General features: G+C 71.2%; 18 protein-coding genes. 7 read left to right on the top strand and 11 right to left on the bottom strand.

The window, feature by feature from the left end; all coding sequences use genetic code 11:
* Positions 1-57 precede the first annotated feature (57 nt).
* The 4 genes from ABH925_RS08085 to ABH925_RS08100 form a co-directional block, all read right to left on the bottom strand.
* Positions 58-3990, bottom strand: coding sequence for a multifunctional oxoglutarate decarboxylase/oxoglutarate dehydrogenase thiamine pyrophosphate-binding subunit/dihydrolipoyllysine-residue succinyltransferase subunit (locus ABH925_RS08085; RefSeq protein WP_370146435.1), 3933 nt, complete (start codon positions 3988-3990; stop codon positions 58-60).
* Between the two features lie 252 nt (positions 3991-4242).
* A complete protein-coding gene (locus tag ABH925_RS08090; protein WP_370146438.1) occupies positions 4243-5364 on the bottom strand; it encodes a sensor histidine kinase in 1122 nt (373 codons plus the stop codon).
* Positions 5361-6089 carry a response regulator transcription factor gene (locus ABH925_RS08095; protein WP_370146439.1) on the bottom strand — a complete coding sequence of 243 codons (729 nt, stop codon included), beginning with the start codon at positions 6087-6089 and terminating at the stop codon, positions 5361-5363. The genes ABH925_RS08090 and ABH925_RS08095 overlap by 4 nt, the downstream gene beginning before the upstream one ends.
* 193 nt (positions 6090-6282) lie before the next feature.
* On the bottom strand, positions 6283-7029 hold the full coding sequence (locus ABH925_RS08100; protein ID WP_370146803.1) for a spermidine synthase: 747 nt from the start codon (positions 7027-7029) through the stop codon (positions 6283-6285).
* A 164-nt stretch (positions 7030-7193) separates the two neighbouring features.
* Between ABH925_RS08100 and lon the strand changes: the two genes are divergently transcribed.
* On the top strand, positions 7194-9659 hold the full coding sequence (gene lon / locus ABH925_RS08105) for an endopeptidase La (protein ID WP_370146440.1): 2466 nt from the start codon (positions 7194-7196) through the stop codon (positions 9657-9659).
* A 158-nt stretch (positions 9660-9817) separates the two neighbouring features.
* Positions 9818-11290, top strand: coding sequence for an FtsW/RodA/SpoVE family cell cycle protein (locus tag ABH925_RS08110; protein ID WP_370146441.1), 1473 nt, complete (start codon positions 9818-9820; stop codon positions 11288-11290).
* A gap of 174 nt (positions 11291-11464) precedes the next feature.
* Here the strand turns inward: ABH925_RS08110 and ABH925_RS08115 are convergent, their stop codons facing one another.
* The 4 genes from ABH925_RS08115 to ABH925_RS08130 form a co-directional block, all read right to left on the bottom strand.
* Positions 11465-12793, bottom strand: a complete 1329-nt coding sequence (locus tag ABH925_RS08115; protein ID WP_370146442.1) for a VanZ family protein — start codon at positions 12791-12793, stop codon at positions 11465-11467.
* Positions 12794-12882: 89 nt separating this feature from the next.
* Complete coding sequence (locus tag ABH925_RS08120) at positions 12883-13296, bottom strand: hypothetical protein (protein WP_370146443.1); 414 nt, start codon at positions 13294-13296, stop codon at positions 12883-12885.
* Positions 13297-14356: 1060 nt separating this feature from the next.
* Positions 14357-15601, bottom strand: a complete 1245-nt coding sequence (locus ABH925_RS08125; protein ID WP_370146444.1) for a hypothetical protein — start codon at positions 15599-15601, stop codon at positions 14357-14359.
* Positions 15601-16437, bottom strand: a complete 837-nt coding sequence (locus tag ABH925_RS08130) for a polysaccharide deacetylase family protein (RefSeq protein ID WP_370146448.1) — start codon at positions 16435-16437, stop codon at positions 15601-15603. The genes ABH925_RS08125 and ABH925_RS08130 overlap by 1 nt, the downstream gene beginning before the upstream one ends.
* A 99-nt stretch (positions 16438-16536) precedes the next feature.
* On the opposite strand from ABH925_RS08130, the gene ABH925_RS08135 reads away from it, so the two are divergent.
* Entirely contained in the window at positions 16537-17376 is an 840-nt protein-coding gene (locus ABH925_RS08135; protein WP_370146449.1) for an enoyl-CoA hydratase/isomerase family protein, read from the top strand.
* Positions 17377-17533: 157 nt separating this feature from the next.
* On the opposite strand, the gene xylA is transcribed toward ABH925_RS08135, so the two are convergent.
* Positions 17534-18793: a xylose isomerase gene (gene xylA, locus ABH925_RS08140; RefSeq protein ID WP_370146451.1), complete on the bottom strand. Its 1260-nt coding sequence runs from the start codon at positions 18791-18793 to the stop codon at positions 17534-17536.
* A 124-nt stretch (positions 18794-18917) separates the two neighbouring features.
* Here xylA and ABH925_RS08145 point away from each other — a divergent pair, with 124 nt between their 5' ends.
* From ABH925_RS08145 to ABH925_RS08155, 3 genes are all read left to right on the top strand, one after another.
* Entirely contained in the window at positions 18918-20417 is a 1500-nt protein-coding gene (locus ABH925_RS08145; protein WP_370146453.1) for an FGGY family carbohydrate kinase, read from the top strand.
* Positions 20418-20543: 126 nt separating this feature from the next.
* Entirely contained in the window at positions 20544-21716 is a 1173-nt protein-coding gene (locus ABH925_RS08150; RefSeq protein WP_370146805.1) for an ROK family protein, read from the top strand.
* A 211-nt stretch (positions 21717-21927) separates the two neighbouring features.
* Positions 21928-22971, top strand: a complete 1044-nt coding sequence (locus ABH925_RS08155; RefSeq protein WP_370146454.1) for an ABC transporter permease — start codon at positions 21928-21930, stop codon at positions 22969-22971.
* 43 nt (positions 22972-23014) lie between these two features.
* On the opposite strand, the gene ABH925_RS08160 is transcribed toward ABH925_RS08155, so the two are convergent.
* Together ABH925_RS08160 and ABH925_RS08165 are read right to left on the bottom strand one after the other, a co-directional pair.
* Positions 23015-23230 carry a hypothetical protein gene (locus ABH925_RS08160; protein ID WP_370146455.1) on the bottom strand — a complete coding sequence of 72 codons (216 nt, stop codon included), beginning with the start codon at positions 23228-23230 and terminating at the stop codon, positions 23015-23017.
* Between the two features lie 22 nt (positions 23231-23252).
* Positions 23253-24422, bottom strand: a complete 1170-nt coding sequence (locus tag ABH925_RS08165; RefSeq protein ID WP_370146456.1) for an anion permease — start codon at positions 24420-24422, stop codon at positions 23253-23255.
* A gap of 311 nt (positions 24423-24733) precedes the next feature.
* On the opposite strand from ABH925_RS08165, the gene ABH925_RS08170 reads away from it, so the two are divergent.
* The gene (locus tag ABH925_RS08170) at positions 24734-26206 is read left to right on the top strand and encodes an NlpC/P60 family protein (RefSeq protein WP_370146458.1); all 1473 of its coding nucleotides are present in this window, start codon (positions 24734-24736) and stop codon (positions 26204-26206) included.
* Positions 26207-26311: the final 105 nt, after the last annotated feature.

Below are 26311 nucleotides of genomic sequence, written 5' to 3' on the forward strand. Positions count from 1 at the left end.
AGGGAGTGGTACCGGGCCCGGTTCAGCGACTGCGGCCACGGGTACTGCGACCGTGGGTCAGATGCTGAAGACGTCCTCGATCAGCTGCGCCTGCTCGGCCTTGTGCCGGTTGGCCGAACCGACCGCCGGGGCCGACGAGGCCTGGCGGGCGACGCGCCGCAGCCGGGAGCCGTTGGCGTTGCGGCCGACGACCACGTCCAGGTGGTCCACCAGGTTGAGCGCGATGAACGGCCACGCGCCCTGGTTGGCGGGCTCCTCCTGGGCCCAGACGTACTGGACGTCCGTGCCGTAGCGCTGCAGCTCCTCCTGGAGCTCGGCGATCGGCAGCGGGTAGAGGCGCTCGACCCGGACCAGCGCGGTGTCGGTGATACCGCGCTCGGTGCGGGCGTCCTCCAGGTCGTAGTAGAACTTGCCGGCGGTGATGACGACCTTGCGGACGTTGCCGGCCTCCACCGTGGAGTCGCCGATCACCGGGCGGAAGCCGCCGGTGGTGAACTCGTCCGCCTTGGACGCCGCGGCCTTCAGACGCAGCATCGACTTCGGGGTGAAGACGATCAGCGGCTTGTGGTGCGGGTTGTGGACCTGCCAGCGCAGCAGGTGGAAGTAGTTCGACGGCAGGGTCGGCTGGGCGACGGTCATGTTCTTGTCCGCGCACAGCTGCAGGAAGCGCTCGATGCGGGCGGACGAGTGGTCCGGTCCCTGGCCCTCGTAGCCGTGCGGCAGCAGCAGGGTGACCCCGGAGGTCTGGCCCCACTTGGCCTCGGCGGAGGTGATGAACTCGTCGACGATGGTGGAGGCGCCGTTGACGAAGTCACCGAACTGGGCCTCCCAGGCGACCAGCGAGCTGGGACGGGCCAGCGCGTAGCCGTACTCGAAGCCCATCGCCGCGTACTCGGAGAGCAGCGAGTCGTAGATGGTGTAGCGGGCCTGGTCCTGGGTCAGGTACAGCAGCGGGGTGTAGTCCTCGCCGGTGACCCGGTCCACCAGCACCGCGTGGCGCTGGCCGAAGGTGCCGCGGCGGCTGTCCTGGCCGGCCAGCCGGACCGGGTGGCCCTCCATCAGCAGCGAGCCGATGGCGAGCGTCTCGCCCATGGCCCAGTCGATGGTGCCGTCCTCGATCATCGCCGCGCGGCGCTGCAGCTGCGGCAGCAGCCGCGGGTGCACCGTCAGCCAGTCCGGCAGGGCGACCTGGGACTCGGCGATGCGCTTGACCATCTCCTGGGAGATGCCGGTCTGCACGCTGACCGGGAAGTCGGCCTTCGGGCGCTCGCTGGTGGCCGGGGCCGGCGCCGCGTTGGCCGCGCGGACCTCGGCGAACACCTTCTCCAGCTGGTCCTGGTAGTCCTTGAGGGCCTGCTCGGCCTCCTCCACCGTGATGTCGCCGCGCCCGATCAGGCCCTCGGTGTAGAGCTTGCGCACCGAGCGCTTCTTGTCGATCAGGTCGTACATCAGCGGCTGGGTGAAGCTGGGGTTGTCGGCCTCGTTGTGACCGCGGCGGCGGTAGCAGATGAGGTCGATCACGACGTCCTTGTTGAACGCCTGGCGGAACTCGAAGGCCAGCCGCGCGACGCGGACCACGGCTTCCGGGTCGTCGCCGTTCACGTGGAAGATCGGGGCCTCGATCATGCGGGCCACGTCGGTGCAGTACATCGACGAGCGCGAGGCGGCCGGGGCGGCGGTGAAGCCGACCTGGTTGTTGATCACCACGTGCACGGTGCCGCCGGTGCGGTAGCCGCGCAGCTGCGACATGTTCAGCGTCTCGGCGACGACGCCCTGGCCGGCGAAGGCCGCGTCACCGTGGATCTGCACGGCGAGCACGTCGAAGGAGTTGCCGGCCTTGTCCAGGATGTCCTGCTTGGCGCGGACGATGCCCTCGACGACCGGGTCCACGGCCTCCAGGTGCGAGGGGTTCGCGGCCAGCGAGACCTTGATGGTCTCCCCGTCGATGCCGGTGAAGGTGCCCTCGGAGCCCAGGTGGTACTTGACGTCGCCGGAGCCGTGCATCGACTTCGGGTCCAGGTTGCCCTGGAACTCGCGGAAGATCTGCGCGTAGGACTTGCCGACGATGTTGGCCAGGACGTTCAGCCGGCCGCGGTGGGCCATGCCGATCACGGCCTCTTCCAGCCTCGCCTCGGCGGCCGAGTCCAGGATCGCGTCCAGCAGCGGGATGACGGACTCGCCGCCCTCCAGCGAGAAGCGCTTCTGGCCGACGTACTTGGTCTGCAGGAAGGTCTCGAACGCCTCGGCGGCGTTGAGGCGGCGCAGGATGCGCAGCTGCTCCTCGCGCTCCGGCTTGTCGTTGCCGCGCTCGACCCGGGCCTGGATCCAGCGGCGCTGCTTCGGGTCCTGGATGTGCATGTACTCGATGCCGATGGTGCGGCAGTACGAGTCGCGCAGCACGCCGAGGATGTCGCGCAGCTTGAGCATCGCCTTGCCGGCGAAGCCGCCGACCGCGAACTCGCGCTCCAGGTCCCACAGCGTCAGGTCGTGCGCCTGGACGTCGAGGTCGGGGTGCTTGCGCTGCTTGTACTCCAGCGGGTCGGTGTCCGCCATGAGGTGGCCGCGGACCCGGTAGGAGTGGATCAGCTCCATCACCCGGGCGGTCTTGTTGACCTCGTTGTCGTGGCTGTTGTCCACGTCCGTGGCCCAGCGCACCGGCTCGTAGGGGATGCGCAGCGACTCGAAGATCTGGTCGTAGAACTCGCCCTGGCCGAGCAGCATCTGGTGCATGGTCCGGAGGAATTCGCCGGACTGCGCGCCCTGGATGACCCGGTGGTCGTAGGTCGAGGTCAGCGTCATGACCTTGGAGATGCCCAGGCGGGACAGGGTCTCCTGGGCGGCCCCCTGGAACTCGGCCGGGTACTCCATCGAACCGACGCCGAGGATGGTGCCCTGGCCGGGCATCAGGCGCGGGACGGAGTGGACGGTGCCGATGCCGCCGGGGTTGGTCAGCGAGCAGGTGACGCCGGAGAAGTCGTCCACCGTGAGCTTGTTCTGCCGGGCCCGGCGGACGATGTCCTCGTAGGCCTGCCAGAAGCCGAAGAAGTCGAGGGTCTCGGCCTTCTTGATCGCGGCCACGACGAGCTGGCGGTCACCGTTGGGCTTGGTCAGGTCGATCGCCAGGCCGAGGTTCACGTGCTCCGGCTTGACCAGGAAGGGCTTGCCGTCCTTCTCCTGGAAGCCCTGGTTCATGGCCGGCATCGCCTTGATGGCCTGCACCATCGCGTAGCCGATGATGTGGGTGAAGGAGACCTTCCCGCCACGGGCGCGTTTCAGGTGGTTGTTGATCACGATGCGGTTGTCGATCAGCAGCTTCGCCGGGACGGCGCGCACGCTGGTCGCGGTCGGCATCGAGAGCGAGGCGTCCATGTTCGCCACGATCCGGGCGGAGGGGCCCTTGAGGGCGATCAGCTCGGGGCCGGAGGGGGCGACGGGGGACGTCACGTTCTTGCTGTCCTTAGGAGATTCGGCCAGGTCGGCCGGAACGGTCGAGGCATGCGAAACCGGGGCCGGTGGGGCCGGTGGCTTCGGCAGGACGGCTGCCGGGACGGCGGCGGCCGGTGCCGCCGGGGCGGCGGCTGCGGCAGCGGGTGCAGCGGTGGCTGCGGGCGCTGCGGCGGAGGGGACCGGCTGGGACTGCGCCGGATAGGACTGCGCCGACTGGGGCTCTGCCGGCTGGGACGCCGCAGGCGCGGGGGCCGCTGCCGGGGACGAGGGGGCCGCGGCGGTCTGGGATGCCGCCGTCACCTCGGCTCCGGCGGGGGCACCCGCTGTGGAGCCGGCCTTGGTGCCGGCTTTGTAGTCTGCGAAGAAGTCCCACCAGGCGCGGTCAACGGAGTTCGGGTCCTGGAGGTACTGCTGGTAGATCTCGTCGACGAGCCACTCGTTGGGGCCGAACCCGGCGTCCGGGTTGGCACCGGGACCCGAGTGCAGGGGACCGGGGTCTGTGGCGGTCGAGCTGTTCGAGGTATGGGGGGACTGTGGCGACACGGCGGCAACCGCCCTCTTCCGCTTCCTTAAGGATGGTGGACAGCGGATGCCAAGGCTACGCCCCTGATGCCTGTCCGCGCAGGTCCCGCCCCCCGGTCGTCGCCCAGATCACAGTGCGGCCCCTGACTTTGGCGGGAATTGAACGTTAGAGGTCGGTCGTGATGGGGGATAACGAGAGGCTGTTCGGTCGGATAAGTGCTGCCAAATGGGACATATCCGGAGCTTTCCGCAATTGTTCCGATTCTGTCCCAGTCAGTCGGATTCGGCGCGCGGACCCGGCAGGGTGATCCGGATCAGGCAGCCCAGCGGGGAGTCCGCGACCGCGATGGTGCCGCCGTGCAGGTCCACCGCCCAGCGGGCGATGGCCAGGCCCAGGCCGGTGCCGCCGTCGCTGCCGGGGCCCTGCGCGGTCAGCCCGCTGCCCCGGCTGAACCGCTCGAACACCCGGTGCCGGTCCTCGGCCGGGATGCCGGGGCCCTGGTCGGCGACCTCCAGCAGCAGCCCGCCGTCCTCCCGCCGTCCGGCCCGGACCGTGACGGTGCCGTGCTTGGGGCTGTGCCGGCAGGCGTTGTCGACCAGGTTGGCGACCACCTGGTGCAGCCGCTCCGGGTCGGCGACGGCGGCCAGGCCGGGCGGGACCGCCAGTTCCAGCGAGACGTCGTGGCGGCGCCGGCTGGCCCCGCCGGAGGTGGAACCGTCCACGGTGAGCCCGCGCAGCACGCCGGCGAGGAACGGCTCGACCTCGAAGCTGCGGGCGTCCAGCGAGGCCACCCCGTCCGCGATCTTGGACAGGTCCAGCAGGTGGGCGACCAGGCGGCCCAGCCGCTCGGTCTGCTCCAGCGCCGCCGCCATGGTGGCCGGCTCCGGGCGGACCACCCCGTCGACCACGTTCTCCAGCACGGCGCGCAGCGCGGCGATGGGGGTGCGCAGCTCGTGCGAGACATTGGCGACCAGCTCGCGGCGCTGCCGGTCGGCGGCCTCCAGGTCGGCGGCCATGGTGTTGAAGGCGGTGGCCAGTTCGCCCACCTCGTCCCGGGAACTGGCCCTGACCTCGCGGCTGTAGTCGCCGGCCGCCATCGCCCGCGCGGCCGCGGTCATCTCGCGCAGCGGGGCGGTCATGCCGTGTGCCAGCAGTTGGGTGATCAGCAGGGAGGCGACCACCGAGAAGATCATGACGATCCGGATCTGGGTGTCCGAGTTCAGCGCCAGCACCACCATCAGCGTGGAGATGCAGACCGAGGTCAGCACCAGCACGGCAAGCTTGGCCTTGATGGAGCGCAGCGGGTCCAGTGGTCGCAGGTCGGCCCAGATCCGGCCGGCGGCGCGCTGCAACCGGCCCGTGGCCGGAGGTTCGCCGTTCGCCGCCGGGGTCACGGTGCCGGGGCCTCCAGCGCGTAGCCGACGCCGTGCACGGTGCGGATCCAGTTGGCTCCGATCTTGCGGCGCAGCGCCTTCACATGGCTGTCGACGGTGCGGGTGCCGGAGGCGTCGGTCCAGTCCCAGACCTCGGCCAGCAGCTGCTCGCGGGTCAGTACCGCGCGCGGCTGCTGGGCCAGGCAGGCGAGCAGGTCGAACTCGGTGGGGGTGAGGTGGATGTCGCCGCCGCCGACCCGCACCCGGCGCTGGACGTGGTCGATCTCCAGGTCGCCGAGCCGCAGCGTGCCGCCGACCGGGGTGCGGGCCGCGAGCTGGGCCCGCTCCACCCGGCGCAGCAGCACGTTGACCCGGGCCGCCATCTCCCGCATGGAGAAGGGCTTGGTCATGTAGTCGTCCGCGCCCACGCCGAGCCCGACCAGCATGTCGGTCTCGTCGTCACGGGCGGTGAGCATCAGCACCGGGACCGGGCGGTGCGCCTGGATCCGCCGGCACACCTCAAGGCCGTCGAAACCGGGCAGCATCACGTCCAGCACCACCAGGTCCGGCTGCCAGGTCTGGAAGCAGTCCACCGCGGTGGGGCCGTCGTGGGAGACGGCGACCCGGAAGCCCTCGGCGCCCAGCCGGGCGGCGATGGACTCGGCGATGGTCGGTTCGTCCTCGACCACCAGTACCCGCCGCTGTCCCGCCGACCCGCTGGTGTCCTGCTGCTGTACATCCGTCACGGTCACGCCACCGCCCCCAGGGCTCGCGGTCCGGTGGCGGTGGTCGCCGCCGGCCGCATCGTCTTGTCGTCCGTCACTGCCTGTGCTGCCCCACCCGCCAGTCGAAGCCTACGGACTGACGGCGCCCCCGAGTGGTCAGTCTTCTATAAACCGACCTTTGGGGGGAGGCATGGGCGTAGACCCTACCGGCTTGTCATGGCTCGCGCGTTGCCAGGTAGATCACATCTGGGTGTCCGCGTTCCACTTTCACGGTGACCTGAATCTGCTCAACCCGGTGGAAACGGGAGCGAAGGAGACGCTCGAACGCCGGCGCGGGTGCGGCGCTCCAGACGGCCAGCACGCCCCCCGGCGCGAGCGCGCCCCGCAGCGCGGTCAGGCCCTCGTCGGTGTAGAGGCCGTCGTTGCCCTCGGTGACGGTCCACTCCGGTCCGTTGTCGATGTCGAGGCACAGCGCGTCATAGCGATCGGTGCCGGAGCGCAGGTGGAGCAGCAGGTCTTCGTGCACGATCCGAGTGCGCGGGTCCCGGTGGCCGGTGCCGGCGAAGCGGGCCAGCGGGGCGTCGCCGGTCCGGTGCCAGTCGATGACCGCGGTCTCCCGCTCGACCACGGTGATCCGGCCCGGACGGGGGTCGGCGGCGGCCTGCGCGAGCGAGAAGCCGACGCCGAGGCCGCCGATGAGGAGATGTGGTGCGTGGGTGGTGAGGATGTCGGGAGTGGCGGGGCGGCCGGGGACGGTGGTGCTGCCGGAACTGCCCAGGGCGTCGAGCGCGGCGGTCACCAGCAGGCGCTCGGAGCGGCCGTCCGAGGTGTCCATCAGGAAGCAGCCGTTGGCGATGATCTCGAACTGCTCGCCGCGGCGTCGCAGCACGACCTCGCCGTGGGGGCCGTCGCGACGGTCCAGTACTGCGGCGCCTTCGCGGATCGTGTCCGGGTGGGGCATGGTGCGCTGCTCCTCAGCGTTGTAGGGGGCGGAGTCGGCGTCCATCCTGCCGCAGGGGCGGGCCGGTGCAGGGTGATCGCTCAGAGCGAACAGGCCAGGGGAACACCAGGGGGGTCAATCTCCTTTAGTCCAGGTAACTCAACTTTGGTTACTGAGGAGCGATCATGGCAACTGCCTCCCCCCTGACTCTGCCGGTACTGCCGCTCGACGACGAGGCAGTGCTCCCCGGCATGGTCGTCCCGCTCGACCTCTCCGACCCGGACGTCCGAGCCGCGATCGAGGCCGCGCAGGCGGCGGTACGGGACAGCGGGGCGCACGTACCCGGCATCCGCACCGTGGCCGACGCCCGCAAGGCCCGGGTACTGCTGGTGCCCCGGATCGACGGCTCCTACGGCGCCATCGGCACCCTCGCCTCCATCGAGCAGGTCGGCCGCCTGGCCGACGGCGACCCGGCCGCACTGGTGCGCGGCGTCCGCCGGGTGCGGATCGGGGCCGGTACCACCGGGCCCGGCGCCGCGCTGTGGGTGCAGGCCACCCCGCTCGACCAGTCCGATGTGCCCGACCCGCTGCCGGGTGCGGTCGCCGAGCTGGTGCGCGACTACAAGGCGCTGACCACCACCTGGCTGCAGAAGCGCGGCGCCTGGCAGGTCGTCGACCGGGTCGCCCAGATCGAGGACGTCTCCGAGCTGGCCGACAACATCGGCTACGCCCCCTTCCTCACCGGGCAGCAGAAGGTCCAGGTGCTGGAGGAGCTGGACCCGGTCACCCGGCTCAAGCTGTCGCTGCAGCTGCTGCGGGACCACCTCGCCGAGGAGGACGTCGCGGAGTCGATCCGCAAGGACGTCCAGGAGGGGATGGAGAAGCAGCAGAAGGAGTTCCTGCTGCGGCGCCAGCTCGAAGCCGTCCGCAAGGAGCTGTCCGACCTCAACGGCGACCCGGAGAACGAGGAGGAGGACTACCGCGCCCGGGTCGAGGCTGCCGACCTGCCCGAGAAGGTCCGCGAGGCCGCGCTCAAGGAGGTCGACAAGCTGGAGCGGTCCTCCGACGCCTCGCCCGAGGGCAGCTGGATCCGCACCTGGCTGGACACGGTGCTGGAGCTGCCCTGGAACGAGCGCACCGAGGACGAGTACGACATCGCCGGCGCCCGCGCCGTCCTGGACGCCGACCACTTCGGTCTGGACGACGTCAAGGACCGCATCGTCGAGTACCTGGCGGTGCGCAAGCGGCGCTCCGACCGCGGTCTCGGGCTGGTCGGCGGCCGCCGCGGCGGTGCCGTGCTGGCGCTGGTGGGCCCGCCCGGGGTCGGCAAGACCTCGCTCGGGGAGTCCGTCGCCAGGGCCATGGGCCGCTCCTTCGTCCGGGTCGCCCTCGGCGGCGTCCGCGACGAGGCGGAGATCCGCGGGCACCGGCGCACCTACGTCGGCGCGCTGCCCGGCCGGATCGTCCGCGCCATCAAGGAGGCCGGTTCGATGAACCCGGTCGTCCTGCTCGACGAGATCGACAAGGTCGGCTCGGACTACCGGGGCGACCCGGCCGCCGCGCTGCTGGAGGTGCTGGACCCGGCGCAGAACCACACCTTCAGGGACCACTACCTGGAGGTCGAGCTGGACCTCTCCGACGTGGTCTTCCTGGCCACGGCGAACGTCCTGGAGGCGATCCCGGAAGCGCTGCTGGACCGGATGGAGCTGGTCCGCCTGGACGGCTACACCGAGGACGAGAAGGTCGTCATCGCCCGCGACCACCTGCTGCCCCGGCAGCTGGAGCGGGCCGGTCTCGGCGCGGACGAGGTCGTGGTCGAGGAGGACGCGCTGCGCAGCCTGGCGGGCGAGTACACCCGCGAGGCGGGCGTGCGCAGCCTGGAGCGCGCCGTCTCCCGGATCCTGCGCAAGGTCGCGGCCCAGCAGGAGCTGGGGACGGCCGAGCTGCCCCGTACCGTCACCGCAGGCGACCTGCGCGGGCTGATCGGCCGGCCGCACCACACCCCGGAGGCGGCCCAGGAGCCGGGCGAGCGCCGCACCGCGGTGCCCGGGGTGGCCACCGGTCTCGCCGTCACCGGCGCGGGCGGCGACGTCCTCTACATCGAGGCGTCGCTGGCCGATCCGGAGACCGGCTCGACCGGGCTGTCGCTCACCGGCCAGCTGGGCGACGTGATGAAGGAGTCCGCGCAGATCGCGCTCTCCTTCCTGCGCTCGCACGGCGCGGAGCTGGAGCTCCCGGTCACCTCGCTCCGGGACCGCGGTATCCACGTCCACGTGCCGGCGGGAGCGGTGCCCAAGGACGGGCCCAGCGCGGGGGTCACCATGACCACCGCCCTGGCCTCGCTGCTCTCCGGCCGCAAGGTCCGCACCGACGTGGCCATGACCGGTGAGGTCTCGCTGACCGGCCGGGTGCTGCCGATCGGCGGCGTCAAGCAGAAGCTGCTGGCGGCGGACCGGGCCGGGATCACCACGGTGCTCATCCCCTCCCGCAACGAGGCCGACCTGGACGACGTCCCGGCCGAGGTGCTGGCGCGGCTCACCGTCCACCCGGTCTCGGACGTCCGCAAGGTGCTGGAGCTGGCCCTGGAGCCGGCGGTCACGCTGACCAAGCCGGTCGACCTCTCCGCCGGAGGCCACGTGCAGGTCGCCTAAGCGCCCGGGAGTACCCGCCCGGCCACACCCGCCGTTTCGGCGGGTGTGGCCGCGGTCACGGAACCGTCGCATTCCGGGGGGCCGTCCCTGTTCGGGACGAGACCTGCGAGAATGCGACGGTTCTGACGGCGAGCTGGTTGGGTGGGTGGGTGCGGACGATGGGCGCACGGCGAGCAGCGGCGGGTGGCATCGGTGCCGCCCCAGGGGCGTCCGGATTCAGCGGCCCCCCCGCGAAGCGGCGGAACCTCGAACTGCTGCTCATCCTGTTCGCGGTCGCCGTCTGTGCGCTGGGCGACGCGAGCGCGGAACTGGCCCTGCACGGCACGCTGCCGGGCGGGTTCGTGGTGCAGGTGCTCGGCCTGGGCGCGCTGGGCCTGGTCGCGCATCTCGCGGTGCGGAAGTGGGCGGCGTACGCGGACCCGCTGATCCTGCCGATCACGGTGCTGCTCGGCGGTGCGGGCCTGGTGATGATCCACCGGCTGGACTACTCGTACAAGAAGATCGACAACTATGCGCCGCTGGCTCCCGGGCAGATCCAGTGGCTGGTCATCGGACTGGTGGTGTTCATCGCGTTCCTGGCGTTGATCAAGCACCACCGCGTTCTGCAGCGCTACACCTATGTCCTGATGGCGGCGTCCCTCGTGCTGCTTATGGCCCCCGCCTTCTTCGCCGGCGACGCCACCTACGGCGCTAAGCGCTGGATCCGCTTCGGCTCGCTCAGTATGGAGCCGGACGAGTTCACCAAGATCGCCATCATTGTCTTCTTCGCCAGCTACCTGATGGCGAACCGGGACGCGCTGGCACTGGTCGGGCGGAAGGTCGGGGGGATCAGCCTGCCGCGGGGGCGCAACCTGGGCCCGATCATCGCGATCTGGGCGGTCTCGATGATGGTGCTGATCTTTGAGGTCGACCTGGGTACCTCGCTGATCGTCTTCGGCATCTTCATCGTGATGCTGTACATGGCCACCGAGCGCACCGGGTGGGTGATCATCGGCGTGCTGCTGGCGGCCGGTGGCGCCTTCGTCGTGGGAGCGACCTCCTCGCACGTCGGAGGCCGGGTCGCGGCCTGGCTCTACCCCATGGACATCTTCCTCCCCGCGGCCCAGCGCCACGCCGGGGTGATCTCGGACCAGCCGGCCCAGGCGTTGTTCGCGCTCGGACACGGCGGCTTCCTCGGCACCGGGCTGGGCCAGGGTCAGCCCTGGCTGGTCGGCTTCGCGGGTCAGAGCGACTGGATCTTCGCCACCTTCGGTGAGGAACTGGGCACCGCCGGTCTCATGGTGATCCTGATGCTGTTCCTCTTGATGGCGGAGCGCAGCATGCGGGCGGCGATCCGGCTCACCGACCCCTTCGGCAAGCTGCTCGCGGGCGGCCTCGGAGCGGCGTTGATGCTGCAGGTCTTCGTCGTCGCCGGTGGGTCGATCGGGCTCATCCCGGAGACCGGGAAGGCGCTGCCGTTCCTCGCCTACGGTGGTTCGTCGATGGTGGCGAACTGGTTGATGGTGGGTGTGATGATCAAGGTGAGCGACGCGGCCGGGCGGGTGGACCTGGAGCCCGCGCCCGATCCCGCCGAGACCCTGACGATCTCGGCTGAGGAGATCGCCCAGGCGCGGGCCGAGATGGAGCTCTAGGGCCAACCTCACGCTGTCACGATGATGGCGGTCCGACGGATGGCAGGAAAGCCAGTGGAACTGCATGCCCACTCGACGTGACAGCCGCGCCCTCATCCTGCCGACGGCGAGAAACCAACCCATCAGCCCAGAGTCCCCTTCAGCGAACCGACGAGGACTCATCAACGATCGAGGCTAACGCGGAGTGGCCGGGGTGACGATGCTGCCGGTCACAGCATCGATCTCCATCTCCTTTGCAGGAGGTGCAGCCCTGCCGGCTACCGGTGCAGCGGATCCGAGGGCCAACAGCCACCTGGCGTGCCAGGAGCCGTCACTCGCCTGCTGAGCGAGCAATACGCTGCCGACGACTGTGTCCCCCGGTGCCCGAGCGAGTGCTACTGCGGTGGCCTGCGCCATGGTGACCTTGACCTTGGGGAGCACAGGCGGTGGCACGTCCGTCGCTGCGAAAGAGCTGACCTTGCCATTGGCTTCGACAATGATGTCGAGCCGCATGGGCATGAGGACCCCGTCCACCGTGGAGCGCCACTCGATGACCTTTGATCCGGTGTTGGGCGGTCCTGCTTCCACCCGTGTGAAGCTGTCGTGCAGTCCCCAAGGGAAATGCAGGCGGGCGAAGGAGGTCGCTGCGGTGAGGGCTTCCGTGTTCGAAATCCCTGGGAACTGCTTGTCCGGTTTGAACAGTGAGCTGACGAGGCCGGAAGTGACGTCTCCCGAGGGCCACGCAAGTGTGAGATTGCCAGAGGGCGTTGCGACGTCAACGACTCCGGGTTGGCCGAACGAACCCGGAACGTACTGGATGTGCGTAGGCGAGACCGAGGCACCGTAGAAATCGTGGGCAGCGCGTGCCGCTGCTGCGGTCTGGGCCGACGCTGGAAGCATGTCGTCCCCAACGGTTGAGACAACGAAGGTGAGCGTAGGGAGGGCTACAGCCAGCAGTGCGGCGCCACCGGCGGTCAGGAAGATCGCACTGAGGCGCAGCTGGCGTCGGCCGACATGCATCGACCAGAAGCCGGGGCGGCGGGGCCTGATCAGCAGACTGAACAGTACTGCCAAGATGCAACCGAAGGCAGCTCCAAGAGAGTTCGTCACCAGATCACCTGAGTCGCAGCTGCGGCCGATGCCAGGAGTGAGGGCTTGGGTCACCTCAGTTGTTGCTGAGAGCAAAGTGGCAGCCGCCCAGACCGCAGCGGGGCGTCGTGTAAGAAGCGTGGCGAAAAGGCCCACCGGCAGGTAGAGAGCGACGTTCATCAGACCCTGGGTGGCCAGGATCGCACCGACGAGGTCCTCCTGGACAGAGCAGATCATCGGCGCGGGGGCGCTCAGGTGCACGGGATACAGGGTGGCGACTAGTTCCACGGCTATCGAACTGGAGAGACACAGGCATAGCGGTAGCGGGAGTTGGCGATGCCGCGCCAGGAAGACCGTCGGGATTGCGGAGATCAACACGAGTGCGAGCCCGGACCAGAGAAGCAAGGGGTTTGAGTTGAAGATCGCGCTGAGCATGGGGACCGGAGTTCCTGATCGTGGATGAGAGGCCGAAAATGGAGCTCGGGGCTTCGAAACTCGAAGCCCCGAGCAGCAATCGCTGGAGGTCAGCAGGTGGTCACAGGCGCGTTATAGAACGTGCTCTGTCCCGCTACGGCCATCCAGCCCACGACGTCATCACAGTCCGTGAAGCCGAGACTGTAGAACTCTTGACTGTTAGATCCACCGGCGCTTTCGGATTGCCAGTGACTGCCGTATGAGTAGCCGTGGTAGTTGAACCCGAACTCGAGTGAGATCGTGCCACCACCGGTCTTGTCGTACCAATCGTTCAGGTGCCAGTAGCCAGTCCCGTCGTTGTTCGGCTCAATGCTGGTGTAGAGGGCACCGTTCGACAGAACCGTCCGCGATTCGCCGTAGGACCAGTTGCCGCCTGCCATGGCCGCGGGCGCAGCTATCAAGACGAGGGCGAGTGCGCCAGCTGTTACCCCAAAACTGCGTCGAACGCGCATGAAATTTCTCATCTCTCTTGTCCTGCTTGTCAATTGACGGCCAGGAAGGTCGCCTACTTACTTTGATTGAGATGGCTGCGCTGGGCCAGGTGGCGGCGGCGTGTGGATCATCACAGTCAAATATAGACATGTACCTGACCAATGGTCGGGAGTGTGATAATGCGACCCTGAGGGGGTGTTACGGTCGGCGCTCGACGCATGACGCGTATGGCGTATGAGGTGATGCGCCGGGTTCGGCCAGGTGAAGGGGTGCCTACGAACAGTGGGGTGAAGCGTAAGAGAAGACGTGGGGTGCGGGGTCAGGTGCGTTGCGTCCTGGGGCTGTCCCGTTTGGCAACTGGCTGGTCATCACTGAAGGGCGGGTCCATCGTGCTGGAAGGGGTCGTGCCAGCCGTGGGTGATGTTGGCGCGCCCCGCCCAGTTGGAAAGCGCCGATCCCCAGGTCGCGAAAGTGGGCCAGAGTTTGAGGAGCGGTACGGCCCTGAGCTGGGAGAGGTCTTCGTGGCAGATCCCACCGCGACCCAGTGGAGCTGGTTCTCACTAGCCAGTGCAGATGCTCGGCATGGTTGAGATTGGTGGGGCTGGCGGGCGAAGCTGACGACGATCTCCACGCGGTCCAGACGCCGTCCATGCCGTGGGTGTCTCGGCATAGTCGGTGGCCAGATTGCCGTCGCTGCCGACTGACAGCGTCGTGTATGTGTTCAGCCTCCGGGCCCCCTGGAGGGCGCCGCGCGCCGCGCACGCCCATCTGGCGCCGGGTCGGCCTCTCGTCGCAGCGCCGGCTTCCTGTCGATCGGCGTCGCCACCCAGCTCCGCTTCCCGCGGCGCCAGATCGACGAGTTGGTCAAGAGTGGGGGTTGGGCGGGACAGGTATGGCCACGAACATGGCTGCTTATAGATCATCTGGCATGGAGAACTGGAAGATCATCAAGAGTCGAGCCCGCTGGCAAATCACCTCCGGTGGGGGATGAACTGGACAGACGCGCAAGTCGCTGGGTCCCTGCGTAACGGGCTCGTCGCTCACGCGGCTGATCTAGCAGGGCACCGCGATCCTGAGGTGGTTGGCCGGCCGTCACCGGAAGATGCCGGTGTGGCCCAGGGAGTAGCGGCCGGGCTGCGGGTAGACGCAGAGGCCGTGCGGGCCGGCGCCGACCGGGATCCGGGCGATGAGGTGGCCGTCCCTGGTGGAGAGCGCGTACACCTCGGAGTTGTAGCGGCCGGAGAGCCACAGCACGGTGCCGTCGGCGGAGACCCCGCCCATGTCCGGGCTGCCGCCGCCGGGGATCTGCCACTTGTGCACCAGCGCGCCGGTGGCGAAGTCCAGCACCGATACGGATCCCTCGCCCCGGTTGGAGATGTAGAGGTACTTCGAATCCCGGCTGACGTAGAGACCGTGCGCGCCCGCGCCCGTCTTCAGCAGGGTCGGCGTGGAGAAGGTGTCGCCGTTCAGCTCCCAGACGCCGTTCGCCATCATGTCCGCGACGTACCAGACCTTCCCGTCCGGGGAGATCTTGACGTCCTGCGGCATGGAGCCGGCGAAGGGGATCTTCTGGCGGGCGATGATCTGCATCTTCGCGGTGTCGACCTTCAGCAGGTCGCCGGAGAACTCGCAGGAGACGATGAAGTACCTGCCGTCCGGCGAGAAGTCCGCGTGGTTCACCCCTTCGCACTGGGCTGGTACCGACTTCACCACCTGCATGGTGTGGGCGTCCCGGAACACCAGGGCCTGGTCGGCGGAGGCCATCACGATCGCGTACTTGCCGTCCGGGGTGAAGTAGAGGTTGTACGGGTCGTGCACCGCGACCGGGGTGCCCTGCCTGCCGGTGGCCGGGTCGATCGGGGTGAGGCTGTTGCCGAGGTCGTTGTTGACCCAGAGCGTCTTCAGGTCCCAGGAGGGGACCACGTGCTGCGGCTGGTGGCCGACCTGGAGCGTCTCGATCACCTTGTAGCTGGCCGGGTCGATCACGCTGACGGTGTCCGAGAGGGTGTTCGGCACGTAGACCCGTGCGGGCATGCCCCGGACCACCGGCGAGAACTGGTTCGGGCGGTCGGCCGCGTACACGTCGGTGGGCGAGAGCGGCGGCGGCATCCCCGGGAGGTAGCCGTCCGCGCTCACCGGCGTGGCCGGCGGACCGACGGACGGGCTGCCGGGCGCTCCGGCGGCCACCGCCGGAGCGCCCGTCCTGGCGTGGTTGGCGGTGCCGGGCGAACCGCAGGCCGAGGCGAGCAGCAGGCCGGCCGCGCTGAGGGCGGCCAGCGCGGACAGCGGGATCAGACGGCGGCGCGACAGGGTACGGGACGCACGGGACGCGGACATCAGCTGAGCAGCTCCGAGGTTGTGACCGCGCGCAGTCCGCGCCGGTGCAGGCCGTCGAGGATTCCGGGCAGCGCCGAGACCGTGCCGGCGTGGCCGAAGTGCAGGCTCACCACCGAGCCCGGGGCGACCGCCGACAGCACCGTGTCGGTGACCGCGGTCGCGCCGGGATCGGTGTAGTCGAGCGAGTCGAGGTTGTAGCCGAGGCAGTGCGCGTAGCCCGCGCGGCGGGCCTGCGCGGCGACGACGGCGGTGCAGTCCTGCGCCTGGGAGGGGCGGAACCAGCGGCCGATGCCCCCGGTCAGCTGCTTGAGCCGGGCGGCGCAGCCGGTGATCTCGGCGTAGGCCTGGTCGGCGGTCATGGTGGAGATCGCGCCGTGGTTCTGGGTGTGGTTGCCCAGCTCGTGCCCGCCGTCCAGGATCCGGCGCGCCATCGCGGGCTGCTGGTCCAGCCAACTGCCCACGGCCATCACGGTGATCCGGGCGCCGGCGCGTTCGGCCTCGGCCAGCAGCGCGGTCGCGATCGCGGGATCCCCCTGGCCGTGGAAGGTGAGCGCCACCTGCGGCCTGCCGTGCGGACCGCTGCTGATCTCGAAGGGGAGCCCGGCCACGAGCGGGGGCACCGCGTCGGCGCCGGCCGGGCCGCTGCCGGTGCTCGCGGCCGGTGTCCGGCTCGGGCTCGGTGTCGCCGCCGGAGGCGTCGCCACCCGACCGGTGGCGGCAGCGGCTCCGGTGTTCGGGCCCGGCGGCGCGGGGCTGTCAGAGCAGGCCGAGGCGAGCGAGCCGGCGGCGCCGATGGCCGCCAGCCGCAGCAGGCCGCGACGGTCGAAGGGGGTCACCGAACTGACTCTAGGACCGCCGGTCGGCTCCCGCGCGGTGAACCCGCGGGTGTGGACCGTACAGTGGCGGACGGTCAGCGACGGGCGAGAGGTGGAGCGGTGCTGCGAGGGCGCAAGGAACTGCCGTACGGGGAGCCCGGTCTGCGGCTGACGCTGGGTGAGGACGGGATCGCGGTGCTCACCCTGGACCGGCCCGAGCGGCGCAACGCACTCACCCTCGCGATGTGGGCGGCTCTGCCGGGGCTGCTGCGCCGACTGGGCGAGGAACCGACCGTCCGGGTGCTGCTGGTGACCGGCGCGGACGGGACCTTCAGCGCCGGTGCGGACATCGCCGAGCTCCGCGAGGTCTACCGGGACGCCGCGAGTGCGGACTCCTACCACGCCGTCAACGTCGCTGCGGAGGAGGCGCTGGCGGCGTTCCCGTACCCGACGGTCGCGGTGGTCAGGGGCGCCTGCGTGGGTGGCGGCTGCCAGCTCGCGGTCGCCTGCGACCTGCGCTTCGCGGCTCCGGACGCGCGCCTGGGAATCACCCCCGCGAAGCTCGGCATCGTCTATCCGGCGGTGCCGACCATGCGGCTGGCGCGGCTGGTGGGCCCGGCCCGGGCGAAGTACCTGCTGTTCTCCGGCGAGCTGGTGCCGGCCGACCGGGCGCTGGCCTTCGGCCTGGTCGAGGAGGTGGCCGAGGACGTCGAGCAGCGCGCGCTGGAGTTCGCCGGGGTCCTGGCGACGCGCTCCGCGCAGACCCAGGGCGCGGTGAAGGCGGTGATCGCCGCCGCCGACGCGCAGGCGGCTGCCGACGCGCAGGCCGCGGCCGACCCCGGGGCTGCTGCCGGCCCCCGGGCGGTGGCCGCCGCCTGGGAGCGGGCCTCGCGTACCTCCCCGGACGTGGTCGAGGGTCTCGCGGCCTTCCTCGAACGCCGCCCCCCGCGCTTCCACTGAGCCGCCCCGGCCCGCGCGAAGGGCGCTTCCGTGCGCGGGCCGTGCGTCGCCGAGGGGCGGGCCGACGGAGCTGGCTGCGGTTCGGCCGGAACGGCCGCGTGTCGGGACAGCCCGGTGGCGGAACGGCGGTGGCGGGGTGGTGGGGTGTGGCGCTGCGTCAGATGCCGAGGAGGTGGTCCATGGCCAGCTGGTCCAGCTGTTCGAAGGCCATGCCGCGGGCCCCCGCGGCGTCCACGTCGAAGTCCTCGAACGCGGAGCGGTCGGCGATCAGGTCGGCCGGGGTCTCGCCGGGGCCGAGCGTGGGCCGGGCCAGCTCGTGCAGCCGGGAGGCGCGCAGCGCGGCCTGCACCGCGGGGTCGGCCCGGAAGGCCGCGGCCTTGGCCTTGAGAGCCAGGTAGTTGCGCATGTTGCCGGCCGCCGCCGCCCAGACGCCGTCGGCGTCCTCGGTACGGGCCGGCTTGAAGTCGAAGTGGCGCGGGCCCGTGTACCCGGCCGACTCCAGCAGGTCGACCAGCCAGAAGGCCTGCCGCAGGTCGCCCGCGCCGAAGCGCAGGTCCTGGTCGAACTTGATGCCGGACTGGCCGTTCAGGTCGATGTGGAACAGCTTGCCGTGCCAGAGCGCCTGGGCGATGCCGTGCGGGAAGTTGAGCCCGGCCATCTGCTCGTGGCCGACCTCCGGGTTCAGCCCGACCCGGTCGGCGTGCTCCAGCGAGTCGATGAACGCCAGTGCGTGGCCGATGGTCGGCAGCAGGATGTCGCCGCGCGGCTCGTTGGGCTTGGGCTCGATGGCGAACCGGATGTCGTAGCCCTGTGTTACCACATAGTCACCGAGAAAATCGAAGGCCTCCTTGAGCCGGGACAGGGCATCCCGGACGTCCTTGGCGGCACCGGACTCCGCGCCCTCGCGTCCGCCCCAGGCGACGTACGTGCCGGCGCCGAGTTCGACCGCGAGGTCGATGTTGCGGATCGTCTTGCGCAGCGCGTAGCGGCGGACGTCCCGGTCGTTGGCGGTGAAGGCGCCGTCCTTGAAGACCGGGTGGGTGAAGAGGTTGGTGGTGGCCATGGGGACGCGCATGCCGGTGGCGTCCAGGGCCTGGCGGAAGCGCTTGACGCAGTGGTCCCGGTCGGTGTCCGAGGAGCCGAAGGGGATCAGGTCGTCGTCGTGGAAGGTGACGCCGTAGGCGCCGAGTCCGGCGAGTCGGTGCACCGACTCCACCGGGTCGAGGGCCGGGCGGGTGGCGTCGCCGAAGGGGTCGCGGCCTTGCCAGCCGACGGTCCAGAGGCCGAAGGTGAAGCGGTCGTCGGGGGTGGGCGTGAGGTCGGCCGGCGTGTGGTTCGACGGCGTGTGGTTCGACGGCGTGTGGTTCGACGGCGTGTGGTTCGACGGCGTGTGGTTCGACGGCGTGTGGTTCGACATGGCAGGGCTCCCGGGGTCGGTGTCAGTCCCGTAGGATATTAGTCATCGCAGAAAACAAATTACCCGGCTCAAATTAGTCGCAGTCGCCCGGCAGGGGAAGCCCTGGGCGAGGGAGGAGGCGTTCATGCAGGTCGTGATGGGTGTCGACAGCTCCACCCAGTCCACCAAGGCACTGGCCGTGGACGTGGCCAGCGGCGCGGTGCTCGGCGAGGGGCGTGCCGCGCACACCGTCAGCGGCGGGCCGGGACGGGAGAGCGACCCGCGCGACTGGTGGCGGGCGCTGGGCGAGGCCGCCGCGCTCACCGGCTGGGCGGACCGGATCGCCGCCGTCTCGGTGGCCGGCCAGCAGCACGGCCTGGTCACCCTGGACGCGGCGGGCGCCCCGGTGCGTCCGGCGCTGCTCTGGAACGATGTGCGCTCCGCCCCGCAGGCGGCGGCGCTGGTCGCCGAGCGGGGCCGGGAGGTGTGGGCCCGGCGCGCCGGGAGCGTACCGGGGGCCTCGTTCACCGCGGCCAAGTGGCAGTGGCTCCGCGAGACCGAGCCGGAGGCGGCCCGGCGCACCGCGGCGGTGCGGCTGCCGCACGACTACCTGACGGAACGTCTGACCGGGGCGGCGGTGACCGACCGGGGCGACGCCTCGGGCACCGGCTGGTGGACCCCGCAGGGCTACGACCGCGAGCTGCTCCAGCGGCTGGGCCTGGACCAGGGCATGCTGCCGGTGGTGGCGGAGCCCGGAAAGCCCGTCGGCGAGGTGCTGCCCGGGTCCCCGCTGCGGGCGGGCGCCCTGGTCGCGGCCGGGACCGGCGACAACATGGCGGCGGCGCTGGGCCTCGGCCTGCGGGCCGGCGTGCCGGTGCTGAGTCTGGGCACCTCGGGCACGGTCTACGCGGTGACCCGGGGACGCCCGGGCGACCCCGGCGGCACCGTCTGCGGCTTCGCGGACGCCCTGGACCAGTGGCTGCCGCTCGCCTGCACCCTCAACTGCACGCTGGCCGTGGACCGGTTCGCGCTGCTGCTGGGCCTGGGCCGGGAGGCGGTGGAGGGCGGCGGCGACTGCGTCGTGCTGCCGTACCTCGACGGCGAGCGGACCCCGGACCTGCCCCGTGCCTCCGGGCTGGTGCACGGTCTGCGCCACGACACCACGCGGGGCCAGGTGCTCCAGGCCGCCTACGACGGGGCCGCGTACTCGCTGCTCGCCGCACTGGACCAGGTGCTGACGGCGGGCGGCGAAGCGGCGGATGGCGAGACGGGGGCCGGAGCAGCAGGGGCCGGAGCAGCGCTCGCCGAGGAGGCGGGGGCCGGGGGACGGCCGGGGGGCGACGTGTCGGCCGGAGGCCGGGGCGAGCTGCTGCTGATCGGCGGCGGGGCCAGGGGCCGGGCCTGGCAGGACACGGTCCGCCGGCTCTCCGGACGGCCGGTGCGGATACCGGAGGCCGGTGAGCTGGTGGCCCTGGGCGCGGCGGCTCAGGCGGCGGCGCTGCTGACCGGGGAGCGCGCGGACGAGGTCGCGCGCCGCTGGGGCACGGCACACGGCCCGCTGCTGGAACCGCTGCCCCGGGACGAGGCGGCGCTGGAGCGCATCGCGGAGACCCTGCGGAGATCCGGGAGAATGTTCGAGCAGTGAGACCAACCGCCGCACTCGTTGCCGGTCGGTCTCCACCACCGGGGCGCCCCCCGGGGGTTACCGACACCCAGAGCACGAGGTCCGACTGTGCCGAGCACCGACCGAGGCCCCGCGTCCCAGCAGGGGATGCGCCGGCAGAACCTGGCCCTGGTCCTGGGCTCGGTGGCGGAGCACGGGCCGCTGTCCCGCGCCGACGTCGCCGCCCGGATCGGGCTGACCAGGGCGGCGGTGTCCAGCCTGGTGGTGGAACTGGCCGCCGCGGGGCTGGTCGTCGAGCTGGGCCCGGCCCCGAACGGTCGGGTCGGCCGTCCCGGGAACGCCCTGGTGCTGAGCTCGCAGGGCCCGGCAGGGCTGGGCCTGGAGATCGGAGTCGAGCACCTGGCCGCCTGCGTGGTCGACCTGGGCGGCGCGGTCCGCGCGCAGGCCCGGGTGGCCGTGGTGAACCGGGGCCGGCCGGCGGCCGAGGCTCTGGCCGAGCTCACGGCGCTGGCGAAGGGCGTGCTGGCGGAGGCGGGCGCGGCCGGTCTGCGGCCGGTGGGGGCGGTGCTGGCGGTACCGGGCCTGGTCGACGCGGCGTCAGGACGGGTGGTGCACGCGGCCAACCTCGGCTGGCGCGATGTGGCGCTGCCGCGGGATCTGCTCGGGGTGCCGCTCGGTGCGGAGAACGAGGCCAACCTCGGTGCGCTGGCCGAGCTGTGGCAGGGCGCGGGCCCGGCCGACTTCGTCCATGTCTCGGCGGAGGCCGGGATCGGCGCGGCGCTGGTGGTCGACGGCGGCCTGTTCCGGGGCGCGCGGGGATTCGCCGGTGAGCTGGGCCATGTCCCGGTGCACCCGGACGGAAAGGCTTGCGCCTGCGGCGCGCGCGGCTGCCTGGAGCAGTACGCGGGGGAGCAGGCCGTGCTCGCGGCGGCGGGGATGCCGGTCGGGCCGTCCGACGCGCCCGGGGCAGGACCGGGGGACTGGGTCGCACTGCTGGCCGACCGGGCGTCCGGGGGCGCGGAGCCCGTGCTGGCCGCGCTGGAACAGGCGGGCGGTGCGCTGGGCACGGCGCTGGCCGGTGCGGTGAACCTGGTCGACCCGGAGTCGGTGGTGCTCGGCGGCGCCTATGCCGAGCTGGGCGAGTGGCTGCTGCCCGCGATACGCCGCGAGCTCGCGGCTCGGGTGACGGTCCGCCCGTGGGAGCCGGAGGGGTTGGTCGTGTCCGCGCTGGGGCGACGCGGACCGCTGCTCGGAGCCGCCCTGGTGACGGTCCGTCGCATCCTGGCCGACCCGGGCCGGCTTGCCGCGCAGTCCGCCTGAGCGGACCTGCCCTGGCCTGCCCTGCCCGGCCTGCTCCGCCTGCTCCGCCTGCTCCGCCTGCTCCGCCTGCTCTGCTGCCCCTGGCCTGCCCGGCCTGCTCCGCCTGACGGAAGCGGAGGCCGGGGCGCGGCGTGGGGCGATGGTGTGCACTGTCGGCGATGGTATGAATTGTCTGATTTGCTGCCAAGGCGCGAACGGACGGTCGGTCACCATGGCCAGTGGGATTGGCGGAGCGGGCGGGCGCGGCTTCGCCGCCGAACTCAGGGACGCGGTGACGCTACGCGCGGCGCTGCTGGTGGTCGGCGTCCTGCTGCTGCAGCTCGGCTTCATCGTCTCCTACGTCGGGGCGCTGCATCACCCGTACCCGCACCGGGCCGCGCTGGCCGTGGTGGCGCCCCCGGAGGCCAGCGACCAGGTGGTGGGCCAGCTCAACGCGCTGCCGAAGCAGGTGCTCGACGCCCGGGCGGTGACCGACGAGGCGGCGGCACGGCAGCAGATCAGGGATCAGAAGGTCTACGCGGCGCTGCTGATCGAGCCGGCCGGTACCCGGGACACCATGCTGGTCGCGAGCGCCTCCGGCCCGGCCCTGTCGACGGCGATGCAGCAGATCATCACCGGCGTCGAGCGGAGTCAGGGCCGCACCGTGGTCGTGGAGGACGTGGTCCCGCTGGACCCGGGCGACGCCGAGGGCCTGACCTCCTTCTACCTCGCGGTCGGCTGGTGCGTCGGCGGCTACCTGGTCGCGTCCATCCTGGGGATCAGCGCCGGTGCCCGCCCGGCCAACCGCAAGCGGGCGGTGATCCGGCTGGGCACGCTGGCGCTGTACTCCGTCGCCGCCGGGATCGGCGGCACGCTGATCGTCGTCCCGATCCTGCACGCGCTGCCAGGGAACGTCTGGGCGCTCTGGGGCGTCGGCACGCTGGTCGTCTTCGGCGTGGGCGCGGTCACCATGGCCCTGGAGTGCCTGTTCGACGTGGTCGGCATCGGTCTCGCGGTGCTGCTCTTCGTGGTGCTGGGGAACCCGAGCGCGGGTGGTGTCTTCCCGCCGCCGCTGATGCCGCCGTTCTGGCGGGTGATCGGCCCCTGGCTGCCGAACGGCGCGGGGACCAGTGCGGCGCGGTCCATCGCCTACTTCGACGGGACGGCGATGACCGGGCCGCTGCTGGTGCTGGCGGGCTGGGCGGTGGTCGGGGTGGTGGTGTCGTTGGTGGTGACCAGCATCCGCCCGCGCGGCGGGCGCCCGGCGCTGCCGTAACGGCCGGTCCACCCGCCGACCGGCCGACGGGTCGGACGGCCTGTCAGCTGAGCAGGTAGAGGCCGTAGCCCACCGCGGCGGCGCAGGCGCCGAAGCAGAGCACGGCGGTGCTGAGCGCGACCGCGCCACGCGGACCCCCGGCGAGCGCCTCGCGGCGCGACAGCGCGGAGATGCCGAGGGCGAACGCGGCTACCACGCCGAGGGTGATCAGCAGGCTGACGCCGAAGGTGTTGCCGAGTGCGGCCCAGTTGATGGTCATGGTCTGCTCCTGGAGACGCGGGTCAGGCCGCGACGGTGGTGGTGGCCGCCGGAACCGGCGTCAGTGGGGCGAGGGCATCCTCGGCGGTGGTGTCTGCGACCACGTTGGTGTGGTCGATGGTGCGACGGCGCGAGATCAGGTAGATCCAGGCCGAGGCGCCCGCGCCGATCAGCGCCAGCGCGACCACGCCCCAGGTGCCCTGGCCGGTGAGCAGCGCGCCCAGACCCGCCATGACGGCGGCGGCCGGGAGGGTGAGGCCCCAGGCGTAGGCCATCCGGCGTGCGGTGGACCAGTGCACGGCCCCGCCGGTCCGGCCCTTGCCCGCGCCCATGATGCCGCCGGAGCAGACCTGGGTGGTGGAGAGGCCGAAGCCCATGTGCGAGGAGGTGAGGATGACGGTCGCCGCGGCGGTCTGCGCGGTGAAGCCCTGCGGGGCCGCGATGTCGGCGATGCCGGTGCCCATCGTGCGGATGATCCGCCAGCCGCCCACGTAGGTGCCGAGCGCGATGGCCAGACCGGAGCTGACGATGACCCACATCGGCGGGTTGGAGCCCGGGGCGACCACGCCGGCGGTGACCAGGGTGAGCGTGATGATGCCCATGGTCTTCTGCGCGTCGTTGGTGCCGTGGGCCAGCGAGACCAGCGAGGCCGAGGCGATCTGTCCGGCCTTGAAGCCCTTGCCGGTGGCGGCCTCGCTGCTGTTCCGGGTGATCCGGTAGGCCAGTCTGGTCGCACCCCAGGCGGCGATGCCGGCCACGAACGGCGAGGCCACGGCCGGGATCAGGATCTTGGTGACCACGACGTCGAAGTGCACGCCGTGCGTCCCGACCGCGACCAGGGTCGCGCCGATCAGCCCGCCGTAGAGGGCGTGCGAGGAACTGGACGGGATCCCGCGCAGCCAGGTGACCAGGTTCCACAGGATCGCGCCGATGAGCGCGGCGAAGACCACCTCGGGCTTGAGGCCCGACTTCTCGTCGATGATGCCGCTGGAGATCGTCTTGGCGACCTGGACCGAGAGGAACGCGCCCGCCAGGTTCAGCATTCCGGAGATCGCGACGGCGACCTTGGGACGCAGAGCTCCGGTGGCGATGGAGGTGGCCATCGAATTGGCGGTGTCATGGAAGCCGTTGGTGAAGTCGAAGGCGAGGGCCGTGATGATCACGACAGTCACCAGGAACGAGATGTGTTCCATTAACCAAACAATCGTCTCAGCGGAATCGTCGTGGCCGACCGTAGGGATGTTGAGTGAACGGAAGGTGAACTCACCATCGATCTGTGGTTGCCGGAGCTGCGCAATGCTAACAAATCGGAACAGCTGCTGATGGATCGCCCGGGTCCACGCTGGGGCGCTCCCGTTCAGCTCGGGTTCCCGTGAGAGCTGTGTCACATTCACCGTGGAGTGCTTGGCTGAGTTCGGGATGAGAATCCGTCAGGCCCCCTGCCGCGCCCGGGGTAGTCCGTGGAAGGATCACCCCGGTGGGTCAGGGTGGGGAGTGTGACGGGATGGGGACAGCGGTGTGGGGCTCAGGGGACAGCAGCGGTAAGCGGACGGCGCTGAGCGCCACCCGGCCATGGCTGCGCGGGGTGCTGCGCTGCGGCATTGCGCTCGCCGCCGCCTCGCTGGCGGTGCTGCCGATGGCGGGACCGGCGCTCGCGGCCGGAGCGGCCACCCCGGTGACCGGCACCACGATCCCCACCACCGCCCAGTCGCTCACCTCGGCCGAGCAGGTCCTGCTGCCGGTGCTGAACCAGCTGCACGCCACCTACCAGCTGGCCGAGGCCGCCACGCAGAAGTACGACGCCCTGGCCGAGCAGCTGCAGCAGGCCCAGACCGACGAGGCGGAGCTGCAGGTCCTGGTCGACAACGCGCAGGCCGGCGTGGAGGCCGGCAACGTGGTGGCCGGTCAGCTCGCGGCCGCCGAGTACCGCAACGGCGGCAACTCGCAGCTGGGCGAGCTGCTCTTCGCCAACGACCCCCAGGCCGCGCTGCACGCGGAGGAACTGCTGGCGATGGTCGGCAAGTCCCAGGCCGAGTTCCTCGACCAGCTCAAGACGGACCGGGTGAACCTGACCCAGGCGCAGAGCGCCGCCGCCGTCGCCCGGGGGCACGCCGCCCAGCTGCTGGCGGCCCAGGCCGTCGCCCGGGACGCGATCAACAAGCAGCTGCAGTCGGTGGAGCAGCAGGTGTCCACGCTCACCGGCGCCCAGCAGCAGGAGCTGTCGCTGCTGGAGCAGAAGGAGGCCGACGCCGCACAGCTGGCCTTCCTCGCCTCCGGGATCCTCGGCAAGGACGGCACGAAGCCGTCGGCGGCCGGGGCGGCTGCGGTGTCCTTCGCCTTCCAGCAGCTCGGCAAGCCCTATGTCTGGGGCGGCGCCGGTCCTGACGTCTTCGACTGCTCCGGACTCACCTCGCAGGCCTGGCTGCACGCCGGGGTCCCGATCCCCCGCACCAGTGAGGAGCAGTGGGCGCAGCTGACCCATGTCCCGCTGAGCGCGCTGCGCCCGGGTGATCTGATCATCTACTTCGCCGGTGCCAGCCATGTCGCGATCTACATCGGTGATGGCCTGGTGATCCAGGCGCCGCGCCCCGGCGCGTTCGTGGACGTCGCGCCGATCGCGCAGAACCCGATCCTCGGGGCGGTCCGGCCGGACCCGTCCAGCCCGTCGCTGGGCGCGTACACGGCCCCGACGATCCCGACCGGAGCGCAGGGCCCGCAGCCCATCGCCCCGCCGGTGACGCCGCCGGTGCTGACCCCGCCGGTGGTTCCGCCGACCACGCGGCCGACCCCGAAGCCGACCGGGACCCCGTCCACCAAGCCGACGCCGACCCCGACGCCGACACCCACCCCCAGCACCACCGTCCCGAGCCAGACGCCGTCGCCGACGACCACCCCCTCGGCCTCGCCGAGCGCGGCCGTGGCGGGCCCGTCCACCCCGTCCGTGCCGTCCACCCCGTCCCCCTCGGCCACGCCCTGAGCCGAAGCGGCGATGCGCCGAAGCGGTGCTGAGCAGCACCGTGCCGGAGCAGCAGCGTGCCGACCGGTCGTCGTGCTGACGCGGGATGCGTCGGCGGGGCGGCCG

The organism is Streptacidiphilus sp. EB129, from assembly GCF_041262645.1.
Taxonomy (GTDB): Bacteria; Actinomycetota; Actinomycetes; order Streptomycetales; family Streptomycetaceae; genus Streptacidiphilus.

Excerpts from the sequence above, each read along its gene's own strand:
- lon (WP_370146440.1), top strand. The coding sequence starts at position 7,194 with ATGGCAACTGCCTCCCCCCTGACTCTGCCGGTACTGCCGCTCGACGAC.
- ABH925_RS08100 (WP_370146803.1), bottom strand. The coding sequence starts at position 7,029 with ATGCCCCACCCGGACACGATCCGCGAAGGCGCCGCAGTACTGGACCGT.
- ABH925_RS08170 (WP_370146458.1), top strand. The coding sequence starts at position 24,734 with ATGGGGACAGCGGTGTGGGGCTCAGGGGACAGCAGCGGTAAGCGGACG.
- ABH925_RS08110 (WP_370146441.1), top strand. The coding sequence starts at position 9,818 with ATGGGCGCACGGCGAGCAGCGGCGGGTGGCATCGGTGCCGCCCCAGGG.
- ABH925_RS08115 (WP_370146442.1), bottom strand. The coding sequence starts at position 12,793 with ATGCTCAGCGCGATCTTCAACTCAAACCCCTTGCTTCTCTGGTCCGGG.
- ABH925_RS08150 (WP_370146805.1), top strand. The coding sequence starts at position 20,544 with ATGCGCCGGCAGAACCTGGCCCTGGTCCTGGGCTCGGTGGCGGAGCAC.
- ABH925_RS08125 (WP_370146444.1), bottom strand. The coding sequence starts at position 15,601 with ATGTCCGCGTCCCGTGCGTCCCGTACCCTGTCGCGCCGCCGTCTGATC.
- xylA (WP_370146451.1), bottom strand. The coding sequence starts at position 18,793 with ATGTCGAACCACACGCCGTCGAACCACACGCCGTCGAACCACACGCCG.
- ABH925_RS08160 (WP_370146455.1), bottom strand. The coding sequence starts at position 23,230 with ATGACCATCAACTGGGCCGCACTCGGCAACACCTTCGGCGTCAGCCTG.
- ABH925_RS08165 (WP_370146456.1), bottom strand. The coding sequence starts at position 24,422 with ATGGAACACATCTCGTTCCTGGTGACTGTCGTGATCATCACGGCCCTC.
- ABH925_RS08145 (WP_370146453.1), top strand. The coding sequence starts at position 18,918 with ATGCAGGTCGTGATGGGTGTCGACAGCTCCACCCAGTCCACCAAGGCA.
- ABH925_RS08120 (WP_370146443.1), bottom strand. The coding sequence starts at position 13,296 with ATGAGAAATTTCATGCGCGTTCGACGCAGTTTTGGGGTAACAGCTGGC.
- ABH925_RS08155 (WP_370146454.1), top strand. The coding sequence starts at position 21,928 with ATGGCCAGTGGGATTGGCGGAGCGGGCGGGCGCGGCTTCGCCGCCGAA.